Consider the following 23,656-nt stretch of genomic DNA (forward strand, 5'->3'; position numbering starts at 1 on the left):
CACAGGGTGCGCCGGGGACGCGGGACGAGCACAGTACCCCTATTTGTGCAGGTCAGGCCGTATGCTCGAGGAGTCTAATTCGGTAGCGAGACTGACCAACTCGCTCGACTCTGGAGGATTTTCTGTGGCTGATTTGGCGACTGCTGTGACGGTGTTGGATGCGAATGGGCGGGCCGGTGTTCCGTCGTTGTTGATCTCGGGTCCGGGTATGGGTAAGTCGAGTCTGGTGCGGGGGTTGGCGGCGTCGGACGGGGTGCTGTGCGAGACGGTCCTCGGGTCGTTGCGGGAACCGGCCGACTTCGCTGGCCTGCCGGTGGTGCGTGAGCACGGGGTGACGTTGGAGGCTCCGGACTGGGCGAAGCGCATTCACGCCGACGGTGGTGGCTATCTGTTTCTGGACGAGTTGACGACGAGTCCGCCTGCGGTGCAGGCGGCGATGCTCGCGGTCGCGTTGGACCTGAAGGTCGGTGATCTGCAATTGCCGAAGGGAACGCGGGTGATTGCGGGTGCGAATCCTCCCGATTGTGCTGCCGGTGGGTACGAACTGGAAGCGCCATTGGCGAATCGGTTCTGCCATGTGGAGTTCACTCCGTCTGTTGACGAGTGGTTGGACGGTATGGCGACAGGGTGGGCCACGCCGCCCGCCTCGCGTGCGGTGGCGACGGACGAACAGCGCGTGGCGCTGGTGCGTAGTTCGATCACCGGGTATGTCCAGCGCAACCCGGAAGCGTTGGACGCGTTCCCGTCGTCGGCGGCGCAGACCGGGGGAGCGTGGCCGTCGCGACGCACGTGGGCGATGTTGGCGGCGGTGTTGCCGCATCTGCGTGACGACGACAACGCGGCGATCAATGCGGCGGTGTTCGGGCTGATCGGTGAGGGGACCGGTGTCGAGTTCCTGGAATGGCGCAGGAATGCCGATCTGCCCGACCCGGTGGCGGTGATCGAGAATCCGGAAACGGCGTTCGACTGGCAGTCTCGTCCGGACCTGGTGTGGGCAGTTCTGTCGGGTGTGACGGCGTGGGCTGCGGGGCGGGGCACTGTCGAGGCGTGGCGCAGCGCGTGGGGGCCGCTGATTGCGGCTGCGGAAGCGGGTGCACCTGATGTGGCGGGCGCTGCGGCGCGGACGCTGGCGAAGGCGCGGCCCGCCAAGGCTGTGGTTCCGGCTGCGGCGAAACGGTTCTCCCCGATGTTGGTGGCTGCGGGTCTGGTCGGTGAGGCGGCGTGAGCGCGGTGCGGGTACTCGAACCGGACGAGTTGCGCGCGTTTCGGTTGGCCCGGTTGGTCTCTGCCGAACAGATGCCGTACTTCATGCGGGCGTTGTTCGCGGCGCAGCCGGTGGCTGCGCCGGGGTTGGGCACGTTCGCGGTGGATGCGCAGTGGCGGTTGTATCTCGATCCGGCGCTGCTGGTCGGTGCGAACGCGTGGCCGGTCCCGGTGGCGGGTGCGGTCCTGTTGCACGAGGTTGGGCACTTGCTGCGGGCACATGCCGCGCGCGCGGAGTTCTTGCCGAAGCCGGTCGCGCACTTGGCGTGGAACTACGCCGCCGATGCGGAAATCAACGATGACCTTCTCGCGGCCGGTGTCGGACTGCCCGAAGGGGTGATCACCCCGGAGTCGTTCGGGTGCGCGTCGGGAGGCATTGCGGAGGACTACTACACGAACTTGGTAGATCCGTCTGCCCCTTCATCTCCGAACGCAGACGGCGATGGTGATCCGGGGTGCGGGTCCGGTGCGGGGTGCCCTGCTGTGCCCGGCGAGTTGGGTGCGGCGGGGAGTGAGGTCACCGAGGGTCTCGACGGCGCGGAGGCTGACCTGGTGCGGCGGTATGTCGCGCAGGCCGTTCGTGAGTCTGCGGGAAAGGGGCGGGGGAGCGCCCCGGCAGGATTGGCACGGTGGGCCGGTGAGGTACTGGCACCGCCGACGGTGGCATGGGATCGGTTGTTGCGTGCGGTGATCCGGCGCGTCTTGGCGGATCAGGCGGGGCGGACGAACTACACGTATTCGCGACCCTCGCGGCGCGGGATCCCGTGCATAGTCGCTCCGGCGATGCGCGGCCCGTCGATCACGGTCTCGATTGTGGTCGACACGTCGGGATCGATGTCGGCAGACGATCTGGATGCGGCGATGAGTGAGGTTGCCGGGGTGCTGCGGGCTGGCGGTGTGGCACGTGATCGGGTGCGGATTCTGGCCTGTGATGCGTCGAGCACAACGGCGCAGCCGGTTCGGTCCATCGCGGACGTGAAACTGATCGGCGGCGGCGGCACCGACATGCGGGTGGGTATCGAGGCGGCCAATGCTGCGCGTCTGCAGCCGCATTTGGTGATCGTCCTGACGGACGGGGATACGCCGTGGCCGGATCGCCCGTCGCGGTCGCATCTGGTGTGCGCGGTGATCGGCAGTGACGCGGCTGCGGGGCGTACACCGTCGTGGGCGTCGACGGTGTACGTGCCGGTCGGTGCGGGAGTTCGCGCATGAGCGCGGCAGGAAGCGGGGACCTGGTCCGCTACGCCGACCGAGTGTTGGCCGGTACTGGGATCACCGCCCACCAGGTCGCGGCGGTAGTGGCAGGTACGGCGACCGATGCGGCGGCGGCGGCGCTGCGCGCCGGTTGGCGCTGTGCCGCGAATCCGGTGCATGTGGGGAGCGACGAGGGACGGGGAGCGGCATGAGCGTGGAATGGTTCGACCTCGCCCAGCGGCTCTATGCCGCCGAAACCCGGTCGCCGGTCGCTCGGCTCACGCACACCACGTTCGTGCCGTCCACGGCGGCGCTGGCGGTGCGTGCGGTGGCACGTGGTGGCAGCGTCACTGTGGCAGTGGCCGGGTTCGAGGGCCGCGAGGAACGCGCCCGCGACGTGGATGCCCTGGGACTGTTAGCCGCACACGGTGGAACCATCGTGGGGCGCTGCGACCCGGCACCGTTGCTCACCGACGACATCGGCACCCTGCCTGCCCTGGTGACGCTGGCGCGGGCGCACGCACACCACCCGGACCCGCAGGTGGCCGGTGCTGCGGCCATGGTGGCGTGGTGGGCGGATCGGGCAGACCATCCCGGCACGTCGGCGGTGGTGAATCTGGTGGCCGCGTCGTCGGCGCGGTTCGTCCTCGGCACCACCCCGGAGGCCGAACGGTCGGCGACCACGTGGCGGCAGTGGTTCGGCATCTGCGATGACAGCGTCATCGGCTTGCATGAGTGGGCCGCGAAGATCAGTGGCGGACCGCTGCTGCCACTACTGGAGCCGATTCACGAGGATGACCGTTATTCGTGGGACCGCGCGCTATCGGCAGCGACGGCCGGGCATGACTGGTCGCGCCCGGACAACACCGCCAGCGCCGCCATGGGACTGCGCAGCCGATGCGATGCCGCCGACTTGAAAGCTGCTGCCCTGCTCGATGATCCGCTCTGGCGGCAACGCGCAGTCCATACCGGGCATGTGGCGGTCGGGGTGGCATCGGTGACCCCGCCGCCGAAAGGATCGCGTCGGCGCAACGCATCGCTGTCGGTGACCTGTGAGCGGCTCGATTCACGGTTGCGCGTCGGCTCCGAGGTCACCGGCTGGATGGGCACCCCAGCGGACAGGCCCTTCGAGCGGTTCTGTGTCGAGGTCACCTCGGCGCAGGTCGTAGAGGGAAAGTTGGTCCTCGGTCTCGGCTCGGTCGGCGCACACGCTCCCGCACCGGGAGCAAGGGTGTGTTTGATGCCGCAGCCGCCGTCCCCGCAGACGATGCGCGCGGGTCGGGGCCGATACTGGCGGCTCTACCGTGCCCGCCGTTCCTGGCTCTCCACCGGCCAAACACCGGTCGCTGCGCGGCGTGAGGTTCCCCTCGACGTGCTGATCGCGGGCGCAGAGGACTAGCCCCGGCAGCCTGCACCCCCACCCAAACATACTGTTTCACAACACCTTTAGTGAAAGGTCGCACCGTCATGCGCATCCTCGCCCCCCGACCCGATATCCTCAACCCGGCCCCCTCGAGCGCCCCGGCACCCAGGCCGAGCGCGCCGTCACTCACGCAGTGGCCGGGATCGCCGATCATGTCCGATCCGATCACCGCACGTGTGCTGTTCTCGGTGTGGTCGGGTGATCCCGCCGTTGTCGTCCCGTCGCCACCCGGCGCGGGCAAGACCCGACTGGTCGCCCTTCTCGCGGCAGCATTGGCACACCGTGCGGATCTGCGTGTCGGCATCGCGGCCCAGACCCGCGAACAGGCAGTGGAGATTGCGCGGCGCCTCGGCACCCTCACCGATCGCGCCGCTCTGATGTGGAAAGCGAAACCGCCGAAACCCGACAGCGGGCAGACGCCAGCGGTGTCGGGGCAGAAGGTGCGGTGGCCCGGTGAGGTGGGCGCGATCCTGATCGGCACGACCGCCCGATGGCTGTTCTCGGACCCCGACCGGGTCGGCGCCGACGTGCTGATCGTCGACGAATCGTGGCAATGCACCTACGCCGATCTGGGCGCACTCGGCGCCATGGCCAGGCAGGTGGTCTGTGTGGGCGATCCCGGTCAGATCGATCCGGTGGTGACCGGCGACGTGTCTCGATGGGACGGAAGCGATACCGCCCCGAACCTGCCGGGACCGATCGCGCTGCAAGCCGCTCACGGCGACGCGGTGGGCGTGGTTCGGCTGCGCCACACCTGGCGACTGGGAGCGGACACCACCGCCCTGATTCAACCGTTGTTCTACCCCGACCTGCCGTTTACCTCCCGCCGACCACCGGAGCACCTGATCGACGGTGGCGGAGTCGTGCTGCCCGAGCTGGCGCACCGTTCCGTCACGGTCTCCGGTGGCCCGTCCGATCCGGCGCTGGTGACCGCGTGCGCACAGCGGGCGCGGGAGCTGGCGGGCACGGAGCTGGTCACCGCCGAGGATCAGCGACCCATGAGCGCCGCCGATATCGCGGTGGTGGTTCCCCACGTGACGCAGGCGGCGGCGATCCGCGCCCTGCTGTCCGATTACCCGGACGTGCTGGTCGGCACGGCGAACTCTCTGCAAGGGCTCGAGCGTGCCGCTGTGGTGGTGTTGCATCCGCTGGCCGGATACCGCACCGCCGAGCCATTCAGCCTCGATCCGGGCCGCGCCTGCGTGATGCTCTCCCGCCACCGCGCCCACATGAGCGTCGTCATCGATGAGGCGAGCGCCGAGGTACTCGCCTACGCCGAGCCCTCGACCGCGCACGCCGCCAATACCGCCCTGTTGGCCGCGCTGCACCGCACTCCCGCTGTGTAGCAACCCCTCACAACGAAAGGGATTTAGGCAATGTCCGAGGCCACCGTGACCGAATTTCACGGCAGGACCGTCGGATATGGGCTTCGCCCCGCACCGTTGGCCCTGGGTGTCCGCGCACGGTGGGCAGCGGACGGGCTGATCACCCACCGCCCACATCGGCGGTACCGAACACCGGCGAGAGCGTCACGGTCGTCGGTGATCTCCGCCGCGATCCGAGGCCTCCGCGCGATGGGCGTCGACGGGTCGAGCCCGGCCGAGTGAGGGAGGTCTCGCCGCCGAGTTGTCCGGCACGGGCATAGAGGGAACTGACGGTCGGCTGGACGGTCTACGACCTGTTCGGCCGGCAGTCCCCGGCACCGAGAGGGCCGGAGGCCGACGGCCCGGACACATCGGGTCCCGCACCCTCCGGGGCGGGTCGCCCGAGATAGTGACGGCGGGAGTCAACGGCATTTTGTCGGCGACGTCCTCCCGGCTGCTGTCGGTTCTCAAGCGATCTGGCGGTGGTGCCCTGTCACGAGCTGCGGTTCGCCACATGTCTCGGTCATGTCTTCACCAACTCCTTGCGGATTTCCGAGGGGACAGACGCACCGCGTCGGCGCGGTGCATCACGTGGACCTGCGGTTCCGCCACTTCGAGTGAAGCGAGCGCCCTGGCTCAGGTACGGACAGGTCATCACCACAGTTCGCACGTTTTTTGATGCTATTGGTAGCGGGTGGCGCACGAATGGCTGAGTCGTTCAGGTGTCCCTATGATCGGGTGCTGTCGCATCACCCCACCCATCACAGGAAACGACGGCGCCGTCCCCTGCTGACTGTGTGGATGCTTGGACTGCGGTCGGCTCGAACGACAGAATCGCAAGGCCAGGAAGTCGGAGCCGGGGACGGAACTCATGGTGACAAGGTCCGGCATCGGGGTGAGTCAGATCGCGGACGGGCACGTCGAGCAGACGGGCCAGGGCTACGGTCTGTTCCCAACTTGGATAGTGGCTGCCCGCCTCCCACCGGTCGACTGCGGGTTCCTCCGCGTGGCAGGCGGCATCGACACCGGGGCCGACGTGACGGCCGGCATCGAGCAGATGGGTGATGTAGAGGGGCACCAGTTTGCCGGCCTTCCACAGCTCGTGCTCGTCGCTGTCCGGCTCGACAAACGGGCCCGTGACCTTGAAGTCGGCCGCGAACCGCGTGGCGCGCTTGAGATCGGCCGGTGATGTCGTCTCCATACGCCCGCCGATACGGGGCGGTCGAGTCCCGGTCGGTGTGACGGCGGGTTGGGCTCGGCGACGGAAGAACTTGAACATGGACGCTCCTGTGGTGTGGCGGTGGGTTGGGACGGGGTGTGTCCATTGGTCAACGTTTCTTCACTCGAAGTAGTGGGGGATTACTGGGTAGCTCGCCATCCTCGCCACATTCGATGAGAACTCGCAACCACACGCTCCGCCCTGGACCCGGTGACGAACACCGCCTGGACTCGAGTCATCGGCACGGCTCAACTGCGCAATCTCTACCAGCACCGAGGCATCATGCGCCACCCAGGCTAGAAACTGCCCCAACGCCGCGCCACCTATGTGAGAAACGCGCCATATCGGGCCGAGAACCGACAGCTGCTCGGCGTCGCACCAGGTTCGGTATGGGAGATCTGCGCCAACTGAGTGGGGAGCGTGGGGAGCACAAGGAAAAGGCCAGGTGAATGGGAGAAAAATACTCCCCACTGGGGTGGGGAGCAGGACGAAATTCGGGGAATTGTTGAAGTGAAAGACACCCGGTCTGCCCGCGTACGCACCGATCACCGGCATTGTAGGAATTCAGTAGTGATGTCAGTTGTTCATCACCGTGTCAACGGCGTGTCAAAAGTTTCATGTGCATGTCAAAGATGCAGGCTGAGCGTGTGGGCTGGTTGGCTGACACAGGTTCGTTACCCGCACGAGCTGCAGCGATCTGGTGACAGACGACGAGTCTCGACGACGTTCGCCTCTCGGATGTTCTCCTTGGCGAACTAGGGCATGTCTCCCAATAGTTTGAGCCATTCGACGATGCCGGCGAGGAGGAATCCAGCCCGGTAAGTCAGGGCAAGCTTGTCATACCGGGTTGCCACCGCTCGCCACTGTTTTGCCTTGTTGAAGGCCCTTTCCACCACGTTGCGGCCCTTGTACGACTCGGCATCGAAGTTCGGTGGCCGACCGCCCGCGCTGCCCTTGTTCTTGCGGTTGGCCACCTGATCGGACTTCTCGGGAATGACCGCCTTGATGCCCTTGCTGCGTAGCAGTTCTCGATTGGCCTTGGATGTGTACGCCTTGTCGGCACGGACCTCGTCCGGGCGCGTGCGGGGTGCGCCGCCACCGATGCGCGGCACGCAGATGCCCTCCAGGAGCGGGCCGAACATCGGGCTGTCGCCGGCCTGGCCAGGACCCACCAGCACCGACAAGGGACGTCCGTCGCCATCGCACGCCAGGTGGACTTTGCAGGTCAGCCCGCCGCGGGACCGGCCGATGCCGTGATCGACCGGTTCGTCAAGCAGATTCGTGTAATTCGGTAGATCCCCCTGTGTCACGCGCGGCGTTGGCGCCGTGCTGGTGCACCCGCACCACGGTGGAATCCACCGACACCGCCCAATCCAGGTCGCCACCGGCATCGGCCATCGCCGCCAGGGCTATGAGTACCCGATCCCACGTTCCATCCCCGGCGTAGCGTCGGTGCCGTTTCCACACCGTCTTCCAGGGGCCGAAATGCGCAGGTAGATCCCGCCACGGGAGCCCGGTACGCAGCCGGTAGAGCATCCCCTCCACCACGAGCCGGCTGTTCTGGAACTTCCGCCCCCGCAGCCCATCCGAACTGGGCAACAGCAGCGCAAGCAACTCCCACTGCTTGTCCGTCAACACCTCAAACCTATTAACAACGTCTGCCACAGCGAAGAGTCTGCAGCACAACACCCCAAATCATTGGGAGACACGCCCTAGTGCGGGTGCCTCCATCGGTAGTTGGCCAACAACCGGCCGCCGGAATGGAATCGGATCGTCAACAACACGGAGCAGAGGAAGGCGCGCGGACCACCGACCGACGCCGAGGATTTTGACAGGTAAATGAAATTTCGAGCAACACCGGATTCAGTCAACCCGCAGGTGAAAGCGTCGGACGAGTGACGGATCAAATGAATTCCTACAATCGCCGTGCGTGCGGGGGCTGTTGACCGAGGTGCCGGTGGGGCCGGCCAACGGGTTGGAGCAGGATTCGGTGGTCAGTTGCGACAACATCGTCAGTCACGATTGCGGTGTCGGCGTTGGGGCGTGGTCTCGGGTTCTTCTTTCCGTCGCAGGAGGTGGCCCTGTCCGAGGCGATCCGGGCCGCGTTTCGACCTGGAATGACCAATCCCATGGTGGGACAGCTGGCGCCCAGGCAGGCTCCGCGTCACCGCCAGGAGGTGTGGTGGTGACCGAGGGTTGAGGGTGAACGGTTCGCGCTGTTCGCAGCCGGTGGGGGTGATCGGGAGGCGATTCGCCCGTCGGGATGCGGGCCACATGTCCCCACCGGACAAAAATGGTTCTCATGGTGCTCGACCGCGGCCTTCTGCCGTCGATGATCCTGCCGGCCCCTGCCGTGGTGGGGCACCCGCTAGTGGTGTGTCTCGCAAATATATTTGGATTGATTCGATAGAATCCGTGCATGAGGAATCCGGTACCCGCTTTGCAGATTTCCGATGGGCAGCGTGTTGTGCTCGAGTCGTTGGCGCGGTCGCAGACGGGTGCGCACCGGGAGGTGGTGCGGGCCAAGGCGCTGTTGATGGCGTCCGAGGGTGTGGCCAACACGGCTATCGCGCAGGCGTTGTCGGTATCGCCGGGATCGGTGGCGAACTGGCGGACACGGTTCGCTGAGGATGGCATGGCGCGGTTGGGCGAGGTGCGCAAGGGTCGAGGTCGCAAGCCCTCGATCCCGCAGGAGAAGATCGACGAGATCGTGGACCTGACGCAGAACTACCGCCCGAAAGGCGAGACTCATTGGAGTTGCCGGACGATGGCCGAGTATGTCGGAGTCTCGAAGGACACGGTCCAGCGCGTGTGGTCCGCTCGTGGACTCAAGCCGCACCGGGTCGAGACGTTCAAGCTGTCGAATGATCCGCGATTCGAGGACAAGCTCGTCGACGTCGTCGGTCTGTATCTGAACCCGCCCGAGCGGGCGATCATGTTGTGCGCGGACGAGAAGTCGTCGGTGCAGGCCCTCGACCGGACGCAGGCCTCGCTCCCGATGATCAAGGGCCGCGGCGAGACGATGACCCACGACTACAAGCGTCACGGCACCACCACCTTGTTCGCCGCGCTCGACGTCCTCACCGGCACCGTGATCGGCCAGTGCCTGCCGCGCCACCGCCATCAGGAGTTCCTGCGATTTCTGCGCACCATCGACCGTGAGGTGCCCAAGGACCTGGAAATCCACCTGATCCTGGACAACTACGCCACCCACAAACACGAGAAGGTCCGGGCCTGGCTCGACAAGCATCCACGGTTCCACCTGCACTTCACTCCCACCTCCTCCTCATGGCTCAACCTCGTCGAACGTTGGTTCCGAGAGCTGACCGATAAAGCTCTGCGACGCGGGGTCTTTCACTCCGTACCGCACCTCATCGCCTCGATCGAGGAATACCTCGACGCCCACAACGAAAACCCCCGACCCTACGAATGGACCGCGACCGCCGAATCCATCCTCGCCAAGGTCGCCCGCGGCCGCGTCGCACTCGAAAAGATCAGCTAAATCAGAGACACACCACTAGCATTGATCGCATTGCTAGCAATGAGGCCGTCACATCCGGAGCGGCTGAATTTCCCGGGTGGGCAAGGGTGTTGCCCGCGCCCGGTCGCTGCCGGTCTGCTGTCGAGGTCCACGCCGATCCGACTGATTCGGTTCCGTCGATGAGGGATGTCTGCCCCGGTGATCTCACCGTGGGTGGGGTCCAGGGTGAGCGAATGGTCATCGCCGGATGCGCGTGATCGGCACACTGCGAATCGTTTACCGGGTGGGCGCGAGGCGTTCTCGTGCGGTGGCGGCGGCCTCGGCGACGGAGCCGTGATGGATCGGCCAGTGTCCGGGCAGGAGGATGTCGGCGGCCAACTCTCCGATGATGCGCAATGACTCGGCGGCCGCGCCGCGGTCGTGGTCGAACCACTGCGGCAGCAATTGGGGTCCGGAGACCGGTGAGGTCGGGTGCCCGGTGATCAGGGCGTCGCCGGAGATCACCACCCCGCAATCGGGAAGGTGGTAGATGGTGTGACCGGAGGTGTGGCCGGGCGCGAGAACGGGAACAGGCGCACCCGGGCAGGTCAGTGCACCTGGTACGGGCATCGGGGTGGGGGAGTCGATGCCGTATTTGGCCGTGCCACCAAGCCTGATCAGCTTGATCGCCCACGGCAGGACCCCGGGTCGCCAGATATTGCTGAGCACATCCCCGGGCGTCGCGACCTCGTGGCATTCACGGCGGGCGTGCGCGACCTCGTTGGGGTGCACCAGTACCGGTGCCCCGTAGGTGTCGGCGAGATACTGTGCGCTGCCGATGTGGTCGACATGCGCGTGGGTGATGAGCGCCGCCTCGATGCCCTGAGGGTCGCGTCCGATCGCTCGGATCGAGTCCTCGACGTCACCGCGCTGCCCCGGGTACCCGGTGTCGATCACCGTCACCGCGTCGCCGTTGGTGAGCAGCACCCAGTTGACCATCTCGGAGTGCACGAAGAACACGCCATCGGCGATTTCGACGGGCTTCATCGCGTGACCACTGCCGGCATGCCGAAATCGTGCGGCGCGTCTGTCGTGACCTGCGCGCCCAACGCCCATCGGTAGTCCATGCCGTCGTAGTCGACGAGCGTGTCGTGCACCGATCCGACTCCCATGCAGTCTCTCCTCCTGTGTGCTTACTCCAGCGGGCAGGGCTCGTGATCGAGGCGGCGAGGCGGGTTGGCGCGGTGGCGAAGTGGGTCGATCTGTCGCTGTGCCGATGGCCTTGTTGCCGTGTCAGTGCCGACGGCGGTGCAGGCTCCTCGACAGGGGCATATGTGGAATGCCATTGCGCTCAGCGGTTTCGGCGTGACTGGCTGGGGCGGACATGAGGAGTTCGTGGCCTCCCTGAGTTCGCGCGATGTGACGGTGGGCACTACACTCCACTTCGGTGGAAAGTTCCTTCTGCGACCTGCTGGCGTGCGGGTGCGTGGCTCCCGTTGCGATGTGCGGAGCACATGGTCGCCGGACGTGTAGATAGCGAATCTCAGGACGCGCAACGTGGGGCGGCGCGCCAGGGGGCCGTCACTGCGCGGTGCGGCGTTTGCGTTTGGGGATATCGGTGCGCGCGCCTTGGCCTGGTCTGTTGTGAGCCCATTCGATGATCTCGGAGCGCTTCCACAGTGGGGTGCGGCCGATTTTCTCCACCGGAGCGGGGGCGTGGCCGCGGGTGACATAGCCGCGGAAAGTACCGATCGCCATCTCGGTGCCGGTCTCCTCCTTGATCAGATCGATGACCTGATCGGTGGTGAGGCGGTGCGGGTTAGCCATCTGCGGTGTTCTCCATTTCGTCGACAGTGAGGGCGAGACAGTGGAGCCACGGCCGGCCGGCCGGCACGTATCGTTGGTCGCCGCAGTAGTAATCGGGTTGTGCGCGTTTCTGGTTCACGACTCTACAATGCGGTGCTGTAGTGACCGCAGTCTTGTCGGCATATCGTGCTAACAAGTGCGCCTCGAACACTGCATCGACACACTGTAAAGTGCATTTACCATTGAGGGCGGCCCTCGCCTGTTGCGCCAATCTATTCAAAGGGGCGCAATATATTTCCGCGCAAACGGGCATTGAGGCCTTGGTCGAGACGTTCCCTAGTTGGCTGTGGGATGGTGGGGGCCGTGCACGTTCGTCGCCGCCGACGCGTTTGGTGTTGAAGTTGCGGGAATCTGGGTGGTCTCATGCTCATCAGCAGGCGACTCCAGCCCGGTATTCGGCGCCTCGGACGGCGGATAGCCCGCCGCGGCGGGCACCGAAATCGATCCCATCGACGATCAGGCTGGCTGTTCAGTCAGGAATGTCATGACATCGTGCAGGTAGTCCTCGGGTCGTGAAACCAACAGCGAATGGCCTCCCGTCGCGTAGTGCCGCACTTCGGCGTCGGGATGCATCTGTAGCAGTCGCCCGACCTGTCGTTCGGTGATCAGCGGGTCGTCGTCCGACCGGATGAGGAGCGTTGGCCCCTTCCATCCCGGTTGTTCGAGCATCGCCGGCAGTCGCCCGATGAGGTCGAGAAATGCGTCATATCCGGCGATCGTGCGCGCGCGCCCGGCTTCGCCGTCGGTGGCGGCGTCGACTCGCTCCAGCCAAAACTCGAGGTCGTCGCTACCTTTCCAGGTGTCGCGCAGGGCCTGCCGTATCTGCTCACGCACCGCATCCCACGGGTTCTTTTCCAGCTGGGTGCGTTTGTCTACCAACCGCGGTCGGTCCTCCTCGCCGTAGAATCCGGTGCCGGTCAGCACCAACGAGCGCACCATGGTGGGTGATCGCCGGGACAGTACCTCGGCGAGCATTCCGCCCATCGACTGCCCGACCACATGCGCCCGATCGACATTCTCGGCGGCCAGCAGTTCTGTGACACCGTCGGCCAAATCGGCAAACGAGCAGGCCGGGGGATAGTCGACAGCGATGACCCGATAGCGCCCTTCGAGCGCGAGGCCGAGGTCTAGCCAGCCGATGCCGATCCCCACTCCGCCGGTCAGGAGTAGGACTACGTCTCCGGAACCGCCTGCGTAATAGCGCCAGTCGAATCCACCGGCCGGTCGACTGTGCACGGGGAACGCGGCCTCGAAAGCGAGGGCCTTGTCGGCTATCGGTGTCGACGGCACGGAAATCAACTCCTCCCGGCGAGGCGGCACTCCCGACCGCGACTCTACGCACTGTCTCACACCGTGGCCACCGCGCATGAACTGCGCAAGTGCGTTTCATGTATGACGATGCCGGGGTGCGCGACACCTCGTCAACACCTACCTCGGCATCCGATTCCTCGGCCCCGACATCGCCCGTGATCACCGGCCGCGGCGACGCGAACAGCCGGAGGAACTCTCCAAGGTCTATAGACCTACACCCTGACCCGCGAGGCGACGGAAAGCGGCGCGTCGCCGCCTTCCAGAACACCCAGCGCCAGCCGATCATGGAGCGCATTTTGCCGTGGGCGGCTCTGCGGGGCCAGCAATCCGTATCGTTAACTCCGACCTGGGCCGTCGGCCCGGGCGGGAGACAGTGATCGGCAATCAATTTCGCGGGCAGGTGTGCGCCCAGGTTCGAGTCAGGCAGCCGACGCTGTTGCGGGTTTCTTGGCCCCCGATGCACGCTCGGTCAGGAACGCGAAGGCCAGTCCGAGCACCAGCCACAGCGTCGCCTGCGTCGCGAGCGACGACAGGCGGAACTGCCACAGCAACACTGCGGGGAAGTCGTCGCCCACATTGTTGACGGTCGGCATCACGAGATATCCGATCGTCACCACGACGAGGAAGGTGACAACGGGTGCCGCGATCCGCACCGACAGGAACTCCTGCGCCGCGACGGCCTTCGACGCGAAGACCGATGCGATGACCGCGAGCAGGCCCAGCACGACGGCTGCCAGCCACAGCCACGTTCGCTGGGTCATCGTGTCGGGATCGCCGACCGCCGGCGGATTGGCGGGGTACTTGAAGGAACGGCACCGCCTCGATGGCCAACCAGGCCAAAGTCGCCAGCGTCAGACCGAGCACCGGACCCGACAGGCTGGTCACCCTGCGCGCGTAATGGGCGACGACAGCGAAGATCGCGCCCAGCGCCAGCCCCGCGAGGGAGGTGGCGAGGAACAGCCCGAAGCGCTGTCCGTTGCGGCTGACCAGTTCGTCTCCCTCGTCATGGGAGCTACTTGCTTCCACACCGCCCTGAGCGGCGTGGTCCTGGGCTTCCTGCGCGACTGTGGCTTCCTCGATCGCGATGGCCGCCTCGATGTGTGGTTCACCGAGTACGAAGGCGACCACCCCGGCCAGGATGCCGGCGATCAGACCGGCCAGCAGACCGCGGATGATGAGTTTGGCGAAGGAATCGGTCAGTGGCATGGCAGACCCATCAGGTGGCGCCCGTCGTGCATCAGTTCGTGCATGTACATCCCGCTGCGCGAAATCGCGCCCTGGTCGAATCCCACGAGGTAGAGAGCGAGCATCGCGAACAGAACGATATTCGCGAAAGAGATGACGGCGAGTCGGGTCGTGTCGACCGACGAGCCGGGTGCGTAGGCGAGTGCCATGGTTCCTCCTAGGATTTCGCGTCCCCTAGATCCAGGCGATGGCCGCCGCAGTGTCTGGCTGTCGAGGTGGCTCCCGTGAAGGACTACTCCGATTTACAGTGGCGCGACCGCTCCGGGATTGCAACGGATTCCTGCCGAACCATCGCTTTGTCCTGCGAACTTGTGCACCCGGCGGGCCGTCGTGTCAATCCGTCCGCTCGGCCGGACTCTCGGCTCGAGTTCGCCGCCGCGACGTCGAGAACGACCTCGAACTCGGGCAGCGGCGCACCGGATGTCACGGGCTGGTTCCGTGCTCCTGCCTGCAACTCCACGGGCCGCGGACCGGATTCCTCCTCGCCGCCTCGGGCGCTCGATCGGTCGAAGGGCAGGGTCGCCGTGTTCGTCGCATCGGGCAACTAGCCTTCAGCCGTCGTGTCGACGGCGGCGCTGACTGCGGCGTCGGAGTCCGCCACAAGGACGGTCGACGCCGTCTATCACGGCGGGGCGTGGATCACTGGTCCGGCAACTCGATGGAAAGACTATGGCGGAAGGTGTTGCGCGGATCCCATTTCGATTTGACCTGCTGCAGCCGCTCGTAGTTGTCGCCGAAATAGACTGTGTGCCAGGGCACGCCCGATGTGTTCCATTGTGGGTCGCGCAGATCGTTGTCTGGGTAGTTGATGTAGCTGCCGCCGTTGGCGTGGTTCGGCACCGGGACGCCGCCGGTGTCCACGTAGATGTCGCGGTACATGTTTCGGGACCACTCGAGATACGCGTTCTCTTCTGCGGGGTTGCGCCAGGATGCGATAAAGAACGCCTTCATGAACGAGTCGCGGGTCGGCATCGCTGTTGCGTCGGAGGAGCGGGCGTTGATCGCCCCGCCAACCGGGAAGAACTCCACTCCCGATTCGAGGCCTTGGAAGCGGGGGTCTGACAGGTAGCGGTGCAGCGTTCGCAACTGCTCGGGTGAATACGCCCGGCGCAGGTTCGCGCCCTTGTATTTGCCGCTCGACGGGGCCCGGCCTTTGGGTGCGGAGAGCCGCGACGACATGTCCAGAAACGGTCCTTCGGTGGCAGGCACGACAACCGGCGGTGGCCATACGCCGTCGAGGACTGCGGAAACGAACTCATCGTGCAAAGCCCGAGCATCGGGGAGATCGGCATCGAGCCGGGGGGTCACCTGGCAGACTCCACCGAGCAGCGGGCTGACAAACATCGGTGCATACAGACTCGCAAACCGGGATCCGGGCTCGCTGTTGTCCTCGAAAAACGCGAGGTAGTTCCCGACGAACCTGACGAAGGAATCCTCGCTAGCAGTCGGCAAGATGATCTGGCTTGTCATCAGGTTCGCCGGAGGCGTCGGCAGCAATCGAGCAGGGTCGTCCGACCCATCCGAGTCGTGCGACCGCAGCAGAAAGCGGGTCACCACTCCGAAGCTTCCACCCCCGCCTCCCGTATGCGCCCACCACAGATCGGCATTCTGTCCGTCGCGCGTCGCTAGAACGACCGAGGCTTTACCTGCGGCGTCGACCACGACGACCTCGACCCCATAGATGTGGTCCACGACGGAACCGAAGAGCCTCGACAGCGGCCCGAAACCGCCGCCGCTGGCGTGGCCCCCCATGCCGACGCCCAGGCAGCTGCCGCCGGGAATCGTCACACCCCAACCCCGGTATAGCTGCTCGTACACAGCCCCAAGCCCGGCGCCGGCCCCGACCGAAAAGGATCGCTGCGCTTGGTCGTACCGCACTTCGGCTTGCAGGCGCAGGTCGATGATCGCCTTCGTCTCAGGATGATCGACCAGGTCTTCGAAGCAGTGACCACCCGAACGAAGCGCAATACGCAGACCCTGATCGACCGCCCGCTGCACCGCGACCACCGTCTCGTCGGCGCTGGCCGGCACGAATATCTTCTCAGGACGAGCGAGGAAACGAGGGTTGTATCCCCGCTGGGTGAGCGCCAGGTAGTCCCGGTCTCCGGGGCCGATCTCCTCGAGATTCGACAGCTCACCGACCGTGGGCACAGCCAAGGCTCTCGACGGTCTACCAAAGGTTGCGACACCCCCCGCCAACGCGGCAGCACTGATCAATAGGCGTCGGCGGGACAGTCCGGACATCGCGTCATCGTAATCGTCTCGGGCCGCACCCGAAGTCGTATCGGAAGGAGGCGAACGACGTAACTCCTCGGGTATGGCGCTGGTGACACCGAATAGAGTTGGTCGACAAGGCCGACGAGAGTCCACCTGGACGGCGCTCGGGATCGACGCCCAGTCACGAGGACTCGTGCGGGTAGCAAGCTCGCCGAGCCGCCAATTCAGTCCTCGACCCCAGCGAATGGCCCACTCCAGGCCCGCGCTCCCACGGAGTCCGCACCACTCACCGCGGACGCGGGGTGTTTGGGGCTCCGCGGGCGTACTTCGGGTCGATCGGCGGTAGCTGCGTAGGCCCGAAGTTGTTCACGATCGGCATCATCGCCTTGAACCAGGTGCGCGCCGGCTCGGTGCCGCCGAAGAGGTTGCCGTCCGCGCAGGGGCGCAGGGGGCTGGTGCAGATCTGCCCGGGGGTCGGCGAGTCCCCGAAGACGTAGACGCTGCCTGCCAGGTTGTTGGTGAACCCGACGAACCCGGAGGACATATTCGATTCGGTGGTTCCCGTCTTCCCGGACATGGGCAGCGTCCAGCCTGCGCTGCTCGCGGCCGCCGCCGCGGTGCCGCCCGGTTTGTCGTCCTTGCTCAACGCATTGGCAAGAGTGTCAGCGAGACCGGGCTCAACGACCTGTTCGCACGCCTGCTGCGTGATGGACACCGGCTTGCCGTCACGGTCGACGATCGAGTCGATCGGACTCGGGGGGCACCATTTGCCGTGCGATGCCAGGGTGGCGGCCACGTTCGACAGTTCCAGCGGATTGATCCAGGTCGGTCCCAGAGTGAAGGAGCCCAGGTTCTGGTCCTTCTGCAGATCGGCCATGCTCTGCTCGCCGAAACCCGAGGTGTTCGGCTGGGTGTAGGAACGCATCCCGAGACGCACCGCCATGTCGACGGTAGGGGTGACACCGGTGGCTTCGAGAAGTTTGACGAAGGCGGTGTTCGGCGATTGTGCGAGCGCGTCCGTCACCGACAGGGACGCCGGGTAGGGGGCCGCGTTCTGCACGCAGTACGTCGCCGGCGGGCAGCCGGGGGCGCCGCCGTCGCCCATTCCTCTGGCGTTGTACCTGCCGGGGACGTCGAGGATGGCGTTGATGCTGAGACCCTTTTCCATGGCCGCGGCGGTGGTGAAGATCTTGAAGATCGATCCCGCGCCGTGACCGGCGAGGGAGTAGGGCAGAGGTTGCATGGTCTGGTCAGTATTGGTGTCGAGGCCGTAGTTGCGGCTGCTCGCCATCGCGAGAATCCGGTGCTGCTCCTGACCGGGCTGGACGACGTTCATCACACTCGCCACATCCTCCAGCGCGGGGTCGGCATAGGAGACGACCGACGCTTTCACCGAGTTCTGGACCGCCGGATCCAGCGTGGTCTTGATCAGGTAGCCGCCCTTGTCGATCTGGTCCCGGGACAGCCCGGCGTTCTCGAGGTATCGCAGCGCGTAGTCGCAGAAGAATCCGCGATCACCGGCCGCGATGCAGCCGCGGGGCAACGGGTTCGGCTCCGGGAGAACGCCGAGCGGAGCTTCCCTGGTGGTCCGGATCTCGGTGGCCCGGTCCGGGATGTTCGCAATCAACGTGTCCAGCACGACGCTGCGGCGCTCGAGCACTCCCTCCGGATTGGTGTAGGGATTCAGGGCGGAGCTGGACTGCACCATGCCGGCGAGCATCGCCGACTGCGCCAGATTCAAGTCCTTCGCGTCGACGTCGAAGTAGGTTCGTGCTGCGTCCTGAATCCCGAACGCGCCGTTTCCGAACGGCACCAGATTCAGGTAGCGGGTGAGGATTTCGTCCTTCGTCAGCTGCTTATCGAGCGAGAGCGCCATCCGGATCTCGCGGATCTTCCGGGCCGGTGTGGTCTCGATCGCGGCGCGGCGTTCGGCGTCGGTCTTGGCGGTGACGTGCAGCATGTAGTTCTTCACGTATTGCTGGTTGATGGTCGACGCGCCCTGCTCGACCTGACCGGTGGTGGTGTTGGTGAGGAACGCGCGCATCGTGCCCTGCCAGTCCACACCCTGATGCTCCGCGAACCGCTTGTCCTCGATCGAGACGATCGCCAACTTCATCTCGTTCGAAATCTGATCGCTGGGAACCTCGAACCGGCGCTGCTCGTACAACCACGCAATGGGATTGCCCGCCACATCGGTCATCGTCGTGACGCCCGGCACGACGCCCTCGACAAGTTCGGCAGCCGAATTGTCGACGGTGTCGGACGCACGGTTGGACACGTAGCCGAGGCTGCCCGCCAGTGGAAACATCACGCCGGCGAGCAGAACGCCCCCGATGGCGGAGCATCCGGCCAGCTTCAACACAGTCTTGGAGATCGACACGTTACAACCTCACTTGAACTTGGCCCCGGCAGAGGTCCAGGGGCAGATGATCGTGGTGGACCACACCGAAGAGATCGGTGGGCGCGTAGAAGTGACACGAATGAGTGGATCGGCAGTAGCCCTCTCCATATGTGCGGGGCGGAAGGTGTGTTCGAGTGGCGGGAGAGCTGGCCGCCCAACCAGTACTGCAGTTCTCCGTTGAGTCGCCGCGGTGCGGTCGGGAAACCCATATTCGAATCTTCACTGCACCGGAGCTCTCCGGTGGCACTCACTGGGCAGAAGGGGGCGAGGAGGTGCCAAGTTCTCCCGATGTCGACCTCGCACCGGGTGGATCGGAATTCAGACCCGAAGGCGACCGTGGGACAGGTCGGGGTGGACCTGTCACACCCTCAGCACACATGTGAGGCTCAGGACGGGCGCCGGCGCCCTCGCCGACGTGGATGCCCGGATCCCGGTACGAGATGGGGGTCCGGTGTCGCTGTCACCGGGCCACGGTGCCCTTCCCCGGGGCCCGAACTTCAGCAACAGCCCGAGTGCCCCGGCGAGGGCAGCAAGGCACAGCTGGAGATGGACGCCGCCCGCCGGCATCTGCCGATCCTCCTCGTCGGGAGGTAACGCCGTATCGGCGACACTAGCTGTATCCGCGGAGGCCACCCCGTCGACAACCGGGATCGCGGCGTGCGTATACGCGGCTGGCGGGTGGCCCACCTGCTGGGTGAGCAGTATTCCTGCGATTGAGGCCAGGGCCGTGATGATCAGCAGCAGATAGCGCAACCGCAAGGACGGGCGCAGACCACTCACTTCCCAAAGGTAGCACCGCCCACCGATGACTACTGGGTCTTCCGATGCGTTTCGTGACCACCCGATTTCGTCGTGCTGTGTTCCATCCGGGCGGTACAAGTCCCAGACCTGAGAGGTCACGGTGCAGTGGTGCGGCTCCTGCCAGGTCTCGAATTGAATGCCTTCTCCGACAGACTTTCCGGCGACTGTGCGAATGTCAGACAATCCCATCGTCCTGTGCGCGCAACCATGAGTCAGACACTGAGTTCAGGAAGTAGGGTCTCGGAGATGGGACTGGGTTCGATACCGATGGATGTGGTCGGGCGCCGAGCGGGTGCGGGACCCTGATCGGCCCAGGACGAAGTCGTGACTGTAGAGGGTGTCGGCGGCGCGCGGATGCGACCAAGCAGCCGGCACCGGTCGGCGCATTCCGATCCAGGCCCGCAAGATCAGACAAGTTGCGAATTCTTCAGCGGGTGTCGCCGTGCCCGCTCCCAGGGCCAGGTCAGCAGGGCCCACACGATCAGTATGAGCGTGGCCCCTGTCAGCAGGTACACCGGCCACGGACCCATCACGTCCAGCAGGGATGCAGTGGCGGGCTTTTCGTTGAGAAATCCGTAGTTGGTTCCGGCGATACTGTTGAAAATGAAGGTGGCAGTTGCCCACAACCCCGTGACCATGACCGCGATCCGGTAGCTGCGCCACTGGGGCCGCATCCCCCGGCCCCACGTCAGATAGATCGCGGCCCACACGACGAGCAGATGAATCCCCCAGAAGGCGAGAAACACGTAGTTAGGGAAATCCGGACTCTTGAGAACCGGTGAGATCAACGCTTGAGAACTCAGCACGAGACCCCAGTAGTACGTGAGCGCGAAAGGCCAATGTCGCTGCGACCACAACGCGTAGGCCCCAGCGACGGTCGCGAGGTCGGTCAGGTTCAGTGGTACCGATCCGCCGATGCTGGGTGGGATCAGTGAATAGATCAGCACCGAAACGTAGATTGCGGCAGTCACCGCCCCGAGGAAGCGGCCGAAACGCCGAGCTTGCGATTCGGTCTGCCTGCGTCCGACCCAGACCAGAAACGCGGAACCCATCACGAACAGGACGATGACAGCCCAGTGCGACGGGCCATACGCCGAGAACTCCCGTTGCGCAGAGTACATACGCCATCAACTCCGCAGTGTCGTCGCACATTGCTACCCGGGCGCGCCCCACGGCTCCTGGCGGACCCGCGATGGACGCACTCACACTGTTTCACAGACGCCGCCCTCGCCAGCAGTGGATGCTGCCCCTGAGAACCGTCCGAGTGACCGGATCGAGCGCCGCTTCTCGGCTCGCCGCACCAGCGTCGGCCGTCACCCATCGTGGTGGAACGCGGTCAACGGAGGTGGACCCCGCGATCGCTGCCCGAGGTGGAAGACGCCGGTCCAGCGCTCAGTTCTGCGCGCGCAGTGAGCCGAACAGGCCGTCCTCCTCGTCCTTGGGTCCGGCCGTGAAGTACAGGGCGTTGCTGTCCCCGAGGCTTTCGCCGTTGCCGAAGAGCAGGCCCCAGATCCCCTCGATGCCGATGGGATTGCCGTCGGTATCGTGGATGTAGTCGACGAATTCGCCGGTGGCGTCGTCGAAGGCCAGGATGCGTCCCGCCCCCGCGAAGTTGGCGACGAGCACGGTGCTGCTCAATGGACCGAAGTCGTTCGGGGCGACGGCGACACCCCATGGTGCGTTGAGCCGGCCACCGTCATCGAAGACCCGCGCGAGGTTTCCCGACGCGTCGAATTCGGCGATTTTGCCCTTCGCCGGTGTGTCTGCCGTCGCCGCCTCCTGGTCCTTGTCGAGAGATTCTTCCTCTCCGGCGTCGAAGGTGTTCGGGTCGCCGTCCTCGGGTGACTTCGTGACCGCGTACGTGACGAACACGCGGTCGCCGACCGTGGCGATGTTGAACGGGGCGGGATCGCCGGGGCGGGTCTGCCTGCCCTTCGCCGGATCGGCCGGGTCGACGGGGGCACCGGTTGCGAATGGATTTGTGAATCCTTGTGTGGGAACGAGTGTCCAGTCCTTGGTGAACTGTCGGATCTGCGGCGAGTTACCGAAGTCGGCCGCCCACAGCGTCTCACCCCCGGCGGGTGAGATCGCCAGGCCGAAGAAGGCCATTCCCTGATCGGCGCCGTTGAACACCTCTTTGGCGGGGCCGTCGCGCCGCACGATCTGCCCGTCCGGAGCTTGCTCGGTCCAGGCCGAGAGGGTGCCGGAGTCGGTGGCGAAGATGAACCGTGACGATCCGGTGAGCATTTGCTCCCGACCGTCCACGGTGACCGGTTGATCGCCGACGGTGAACACGTTCGACGTGATCGGTGCGGGGTTGAACACCACCCCCGTTATCTTGCCGATGCTCGCGTCGGTGGTATTCGAGTCCGCGCCCGGGACGGTGACTTCACGCAGGCCGTCCTGGGACAGCTTCTGCACTGCGGGGTCGGGCGAGGCGGACACGTCCCCGACGAACTGGAACGATGTGCCGCCGGCGCCGACCCAGAAGTGTCCGCCGGCACCCTTCGGGCGGTTTGCGATTCCCCATGCATTGACCATCGCCGGGAAGGTGAACGGTGCGCCGTACTCGTCCGAGTTGGCAGCCAGGTTGGTCTGGACGTAGCGGTTGCCCGACATCGCGTCGGCGGGCTCGGTGGAGTCGGTCGTCGAGCACGCCACCGCTACCGACAGCGTGAGGGTGAGCACCGCCGCCCGCGCCGCACCCGAACATGTCGTCGTCATGGGTTTCCTCTTCATCGGAGAGAAGGCGAGCCAATATTAGGGAAACCTAGCCTGAGTCGACGTCATCCACAATGAGGAGTCCGCCGAGGTTCCAGCCGACCCAAAAACTACCCTATGTAGTATTTCGGGCATGTCCGGTATCCCGCCCCGTTCTCGGATGTGTACGCCGTTTCAGGCTTTGGCACTTCGCTTCTCGCTCTCACCCAGGGCGTTGCGGTGGGCGACGTCGAGCGCGCTGGCGATGAGCACGCTGATCGTTCTCGGGGGAGCGGTCGTTCGGGTGACAGGCTCCGGGTTGGGGTGTCCGGAGTGGCCGGCGTGCACGACCGAGTCGGTGGCGCCGACGGCGGAGACGGGTCTGCACGGGACGATCGAGTTCGTCAATCGGTTGTTGACGTGGGTACTTTCCGCATCGGTCGGATGGGTCATCCTCTCGGCGCGTCTGCAGGAGGCTCCTCAACGTGCGGTCCTGCGCTCGGCGTGGTTGCAGTTCTGGATCGTGGTTCTCAATGCCGTGCTCGGTGGCGTCACCGTGTGGATGAATCTCAATCCCTACATCGTGGCGGCGCACTTCCTCGCGGCGCTGCTTCTGCTGACCGCGGCGACAGTGACCTGGGAGTGGGTGCGCGCCGGCGAGGATGGAGAACCGGTGCCGCCGAGAGCGTGCACGTTGGGCCGGTGGTTGATGCTCGTCAGTGCGGTCGTGGTCGTGCTTGGGACGCTGGTAACCGGATCGGGGCCGCATGCCGGCGATTCGAGCGAAGTTCCCCGGATGCCGCTGAACTGGACGGGTGTCACCGTGGTCCACGGTCTCGCTGCAGCGCTCCTCCTGGTCTTGAGCCTGCTGCTCTTCCGAACGCTGCAGGGCGGTGGTGCCAGAACCGCGCGGAGGCGAGTGGGGTTCTTCGTGGCCGCTCTGCTGACGCAGGTCGCGTTCGGCATCGTTCAGAGTGTGACCGGTCTTCCGGCAGGCCTGGTCATCGTGCATGTATTCGGGGCGGCGTTGATGTGGGTCGGGGCGGTGCGCGTCGTGCTCGCCGTCGCGGTACCGCCTCGCGGCGCCGCCGGTGCTGTAGGGGGCCGCCCAATCCTCGATGCCGGCCTGGGTAGCGCGGCGGGAAGCATCGCAGAGAAGTAACTACTCGGGACCGTCGAGCCGCGGCACCGG

General features: G+C 65.6%; 20 protein-coding genes and 2 pseudogenes. 9 read left to right on the plus strand and 13 right to left on the minus strand.

Annotation, left to right across the window (positions count from 1 at the left end; translation table 11 throughout):
* Window positions 1–124: 124 nt before the first annotated feature.
* The 6 genes from JWS13_RS02760 to JWS13_RS02785 all read left to right on the plus strand — a co-directional run bounded on the left by JWS13_RS02760 (window position 125) and on the right by JWS13_RS02785 (window position 5,487).
* A complete protein-coding gene (locus tag JWS13_RS02760) occupies window positions 125–1,225 on the plus strand; it encodes an ATP-binding protein (protein ID WP_206004391.1) in 1,101 nt (366 codons plus the stop codon).
* Window positions 1,222–2,475, plus strand: a complete 1,254-nt coding sequence (locus JWS13_RS02765; RefSeq protein WP_206004392.1) for a vWA domain-containing protein — start codon at window positions 1,222–1,224, stop codon at window positions 2,473–2,475. Before JWS13_RS02760 ends, JWS13_RS02765 begins: the two co-directional genes overlap by 4 nt.
* On the plus strand, window positions 2,472–2,669 hold the full coding sequence (locus JWS13_RS02770; RefSeq protein WP_005261712.1) for a hypothetical protein: 198 nt from the start codon (window positions 2,472–2,474) through the stop codon (window positions 2,667–2,669). Before JWS13_RS02765 ends, JWS13_RS02770 begins: the two co-directional genes overlap by 4 nt.
* Window positions 2,666–3,856 (plus strand): hypothetical protein, encoded by a 1,191-nt coding sequence (locus JWS13_RS02775; RefSeq protein ID WP_206004393.1) that lies wholly within the window; start codon window positions 2,666–2,668, stop codon window positions 3,854–3,856. The genes JWS13_RS02770 and JWS13_RS02775 overlap by 4 nt, the downstream gene beginning before the upstream one ends.
* Window positions 3,857–3,924: 68 nt before the next feature.
* Window positions 3,925–5,226: an AAA family ATPase gene (locus JWS13_RS02780; RefSeq protein ID WP_206004394.1), complete on the plus strand. Its 1,302-nt coding sequence runs from the start codon at window positions 3,925–3,927 to the stop codon at window positions 5,224–5,226.
* A gap of 30 nt (window positions 5,227–5,256) precedes the next feature.
* Window positions 5,257–5,487, plus strand: coding sequence for a hypothetical protein (locus JWS13_RS02785; protein WP_206004395.1), 231 nt, complete (start codon window positions 5,257–5,259; stop codon window positions 5,485–5,487).
* A 475-nt stretch (window positions 5,488–5,962) separates the two neighbouring features.
* Here JWS13_RS02785 and JWS13_RS02790 read toward each other — a convergent pair whose 3' ends face one another.
* Both JWS13_RS02790 and JWS13_RS02795 read right to left on the minus strand, forming a co-directional pair.
* Window positions 5,963–6,523 carry a hypothetical protein gene (locus JWS13_RS02790; protein WP_206004396.1) on the minus strand — a complete coding sequence of 187 codons (561 nt, stop codon included), beginning with the start codon at window positions 6,521–6,523 and terminating at the stop codon, window positions 5,963–5,965.
* A 695-nt stretch (window positions 6,524–7,218) separates the two neighbouring features.
* A protein-coding gene (locus JWS13_RS02795; protein ID WP_255284983.1) for an IS5 family transposase occupies window positions 7,219–8,128 on the minus strand; the annotation gives its coding sequence in 2 pieces (ribosomal slippage) (window positions 7,219–7,776 and window positions 7,778–8,128; 909 coding nt in all).
* A 265-nt stretch (window positions 8,129–8,393) separates the two neighbouring features.
* Here JWS13_RS02795 and JWS13_RS45340 point away from each other — a divergent pair.
* Together JWS13_RS45340 and JWS13_RS02800 are read left to right on the plus strand one after the other, a co-directional pair.
* A pseudogene (locus tag JWS13_RS45340) lies at window positions 8,394–8,571 on the plus strand (type II toxin-antitoxin system PemK/MazF family toxin); the annotation flags it as partial.
* Between the two features lie 311 nt (window positions 8,572–8,882).
* The gene (locus JWS13_RS02800) at window positions 8,883–9,965 is read left to right on the plus strand and encodes an IS630 family transposase (protein WP_206004397.1); all 1,083 of its coding nucleotides are present in this window, start codon (window positions 8,883–8,885) and stop codon (window positions 9,963–9,965) included.
* Between the two features lie 255 nt (window positions 9,966–10,220).
* Here JWS13_RS02800 and JWS13_RS02805 read toward each other — a convergent pair whose 3' ends face one another.
* From JWS13_RS02805 to JWS13_RS02850, 11 genes and pseudogenes are all read right to left on the minus strand, one after another.
* Window positions 10,221–10,970: an MBL fold metallo-hydrolase gene (locus tag JWS13_RS02805; protein WP_206004398.1), complete on the minus strand. Its 750-nt coding sequence runs from the start codon at window positions 10,968–10,970 to the stop codon at window positions 10,221–10,223.
* Window positions 10,967–11,095: a hypothetical protein gene (locus tag JWS13_RS45925; RefSeq protein ID WP_259375204.1), complete on the minus strand. Its 129-nt coding sequence runs from the start codon at window positions 11,093–11,095 to the stop codon at window positions 10,967–10,969. Before JWS13_RS45925 ends, JWS13_RS02805 begins: the two co-directional genes overlap by 4 nt.
* A 409-nt stretch (window positions 11,096–11,504) precedes the next feature.
* Complete coding sequence (locus JWS13_RS02810; protein WP_206004399.1) at window positions 11,505–11,750, minus strand: transcriptional regulator; 246 nt, start codon at window positions 11,748–11,750, stop codon at window positions 11,505–11,507.
* A gap of 495 nt (window positions 11,751–12,245) precedes the next feature.
* Complete coding sequence (locus JWS13_RS02815; RefSeq protein WP_259375205.1) at window positions 12,246–13,157, minus strand: alpha/beta fold hydrolase; 912 nt, start codon at window positions 13,155–13,157, stop codon at window positions 12,246–12,248.
* Window positions 13,158–13,519: 362 nt separating this feature from the next.
* Window positions 13,520–14,306, minus strand: a pseudogene (locus JWS13_RS02820) (CbtA family protein).
* Window positions 14,297–14,494, minus strand: a complete 198-nt coding sequence (locus JWS13_RS02825) for a CbtB domain-containing protein (protein WP_206004401.1) — start codon at window positions 14,492–14,494, stop codon at window positions 14,297–14,299. Before JWS13_RS02825 ends, JWS13_RS02820 begins: the two are co-directional and overlap by 10 nt.
* Before the next feature lie 490 nt (window positions 14,495–14,984).
* Window positions 14,985–16,496 carry an FAD-binding oxidoreductase gene (locus tag JWS13_RS02830; protein ID WP_241032058.1) on the minus strand — a complete coding sequence of 504 codons (1,512 nt, stop codon included), beginning with the start codon at window positions 16,494–16,496 and terminating at the stop codon, window positions 14,985–14,987.
* 352 nt (window positions 16,497–16,848) lie between these two features.
* Window positions 16,849–18,924, minus strand: a complete 2,076-nt coding sequence (locus JWS13_RS02835) for a transglycosylase domain-containing protein (protein WP_206004535.1) — start codon at window positions 18,922–18,924, stop codon at window positions 16,849–16,851.
* Window positions 18,925–19,323: 399 nt separating this feature from the next.
* Window positions 19,324–19,743 (minus strand): hypothetical protein, encoded by a 420-nt coding sequence (locus JWS13_RS02840; protein ID WP_128970245.1) that lies wholly within the window; start codon window positions 19,741–19,743, stop codon window positions 19,324–19,326.
* A gap of 428 nt (window positions 19,744–20,171) precedes the next feature.
* Window positions 20,172–20,885 (minus strand): YwaF family protein, encoded by a 714-nt coding sequence (locus JWS13_RS02845; protein ID WP_128643879.1) that lies wholly within the window; start codon window positions 20,883–20,885, stop codon window positions 20,172–20,174.
* Window positions 20,886–21,156: 271 nt separating this feature from the next.
* Window positions 21,157–22,488, minus strand: coding sequence for a TIGR03118 family protein (locus JWS13_RS02850; RefSeq protein ID WP_206004403.1), 1,332 nt, complete (start codon window positions 22,486–22,488; stop codon window positions 21,157–21,159).
* Between the two features lie 241 nt (window positions 22,489–22,729).
* Here JWS13_RS02850 and JWS13_RS02855 point away from each other — a divergent pair, with 241 nt between their 5' ends.
* On the plus strand, window positions 22,730–23,626 hold the full coding sequence (locus JWS13_RS02855) for a COX15/CtaA family protein (RefSeq protein WP_235214933.1): 897 nt from the start codon (window positions 22,730–22,732) through the stop codon (window positions 23,624–23,626).
* Window positions 23,627–23,656: the final 30 nt, after the last annotated feature.

The sequence above is a fragment of the Rhodococcus pseudokoreensis genome, from assembly GCF_017068395.1.
Classification (GTDB): Bacteria; Actinomycetota; Actinomycetes; order Mycobacteriales; family Mycobacteriaceae; genus Rhodococcus_F; species Rhodococcus_F pseudokoreensis.

Coding starts and splice junctions, on each gene's coding strand:
- JWS13_RS02780 (WP_206004394.1), top strand. CDS start 3,925: ATGCGCATCCTCGCCCCCCGACCCGATATCCTCAACCCGGCCCCCTCG.
- JWS13_RS02810 (WP_206004399.1), bottom strand. CDS start 11,750: ATGGCTAACCCGCACCGCCTCACCACCGATCAGGTCATCGATCTGATC.
- JWS13_RS02805 (WP_206004398.1), bottom strand. CDS start 10,970: ATGAAGCCCGTCGAAATCGCCGATGGCGTGTTCTTCGTGCACTCCGAG.
- JWS13_RS02775 (WP_206004393.1), top strand. CDS start 2,666: ATGAGCGTGGAATGGTTCGACCTCGCCCAGCGGCTCTATGCCGCCGAA.
- JWS13_RS45925 (WP_259375204.1), bottom strand. CDS start 11,095: ATGGGAGTCGGATCGGTGCACGACACGCTCGTCGACTACGACGGCATG.
- JWS13_RS02815 (WP_259375205.1), bottom strand. CDS start 13,157: ATGCGCGGTGGCCACGGTGTGAGACAGTGCGTAGAGTCGCGGTCGGGA.
- JWS13_RS02845 (WP_128643879.1), bottom strand. CDS start 20,885: ATGTACTCTGCGCAACGGGAGTTCTCGGCGTATGGCCCGTCGCACTGG.
- JWS13_RS02785 (WP_206004395.1), top strand. CDS start 5,257: ATGTCCGAGGCCACCGTGACCGAATTTCACGGCAGGACCGTCGGATAT.
- JWS13_RS02790 (WP_206004396.1), bottom strand. CDS start 6,523: ATGTTCAAGTTCTTCCGTCGCCGAGCCCAACCCGCCGTCACACCGACC.
- JWS13_RS02800 (WP_206004397.1), top strand. CDS start 8,883: ATGAGGAATCCGGTACCCGCTTTGCAGATTTCCGATGGGCAGCGTGTT.
- JWS13_RS02770 (WP_005261712.1), top strand. CDS start 2,472: ATGAGCGCGGCAGGAAGCGGGGACCTGGTCCGCTACGCCGACCGAGTG.
- JWS13_RS02855 (WP_235214933.1), top strand. CDS start 22,730: ATGAGCACGCTGATCGTTCTCGGGGGAGCGGTCGTTCGGGTGACAGGC.
- JWS13_RS02850 (WP_206004403.1), bottom strand. CDS start 22,488: ATGACGACGACATGTTCGGGTGCGGCGCGGGCGGCGGTGCTCACCCTC.
- JWS13_RS02825 (WP_206004401.1), bottom strand. CDS start 14,494: ATGGCACTCGCCTACGCACCCGGCTCGTCGGTCGACACGACCCGACTC.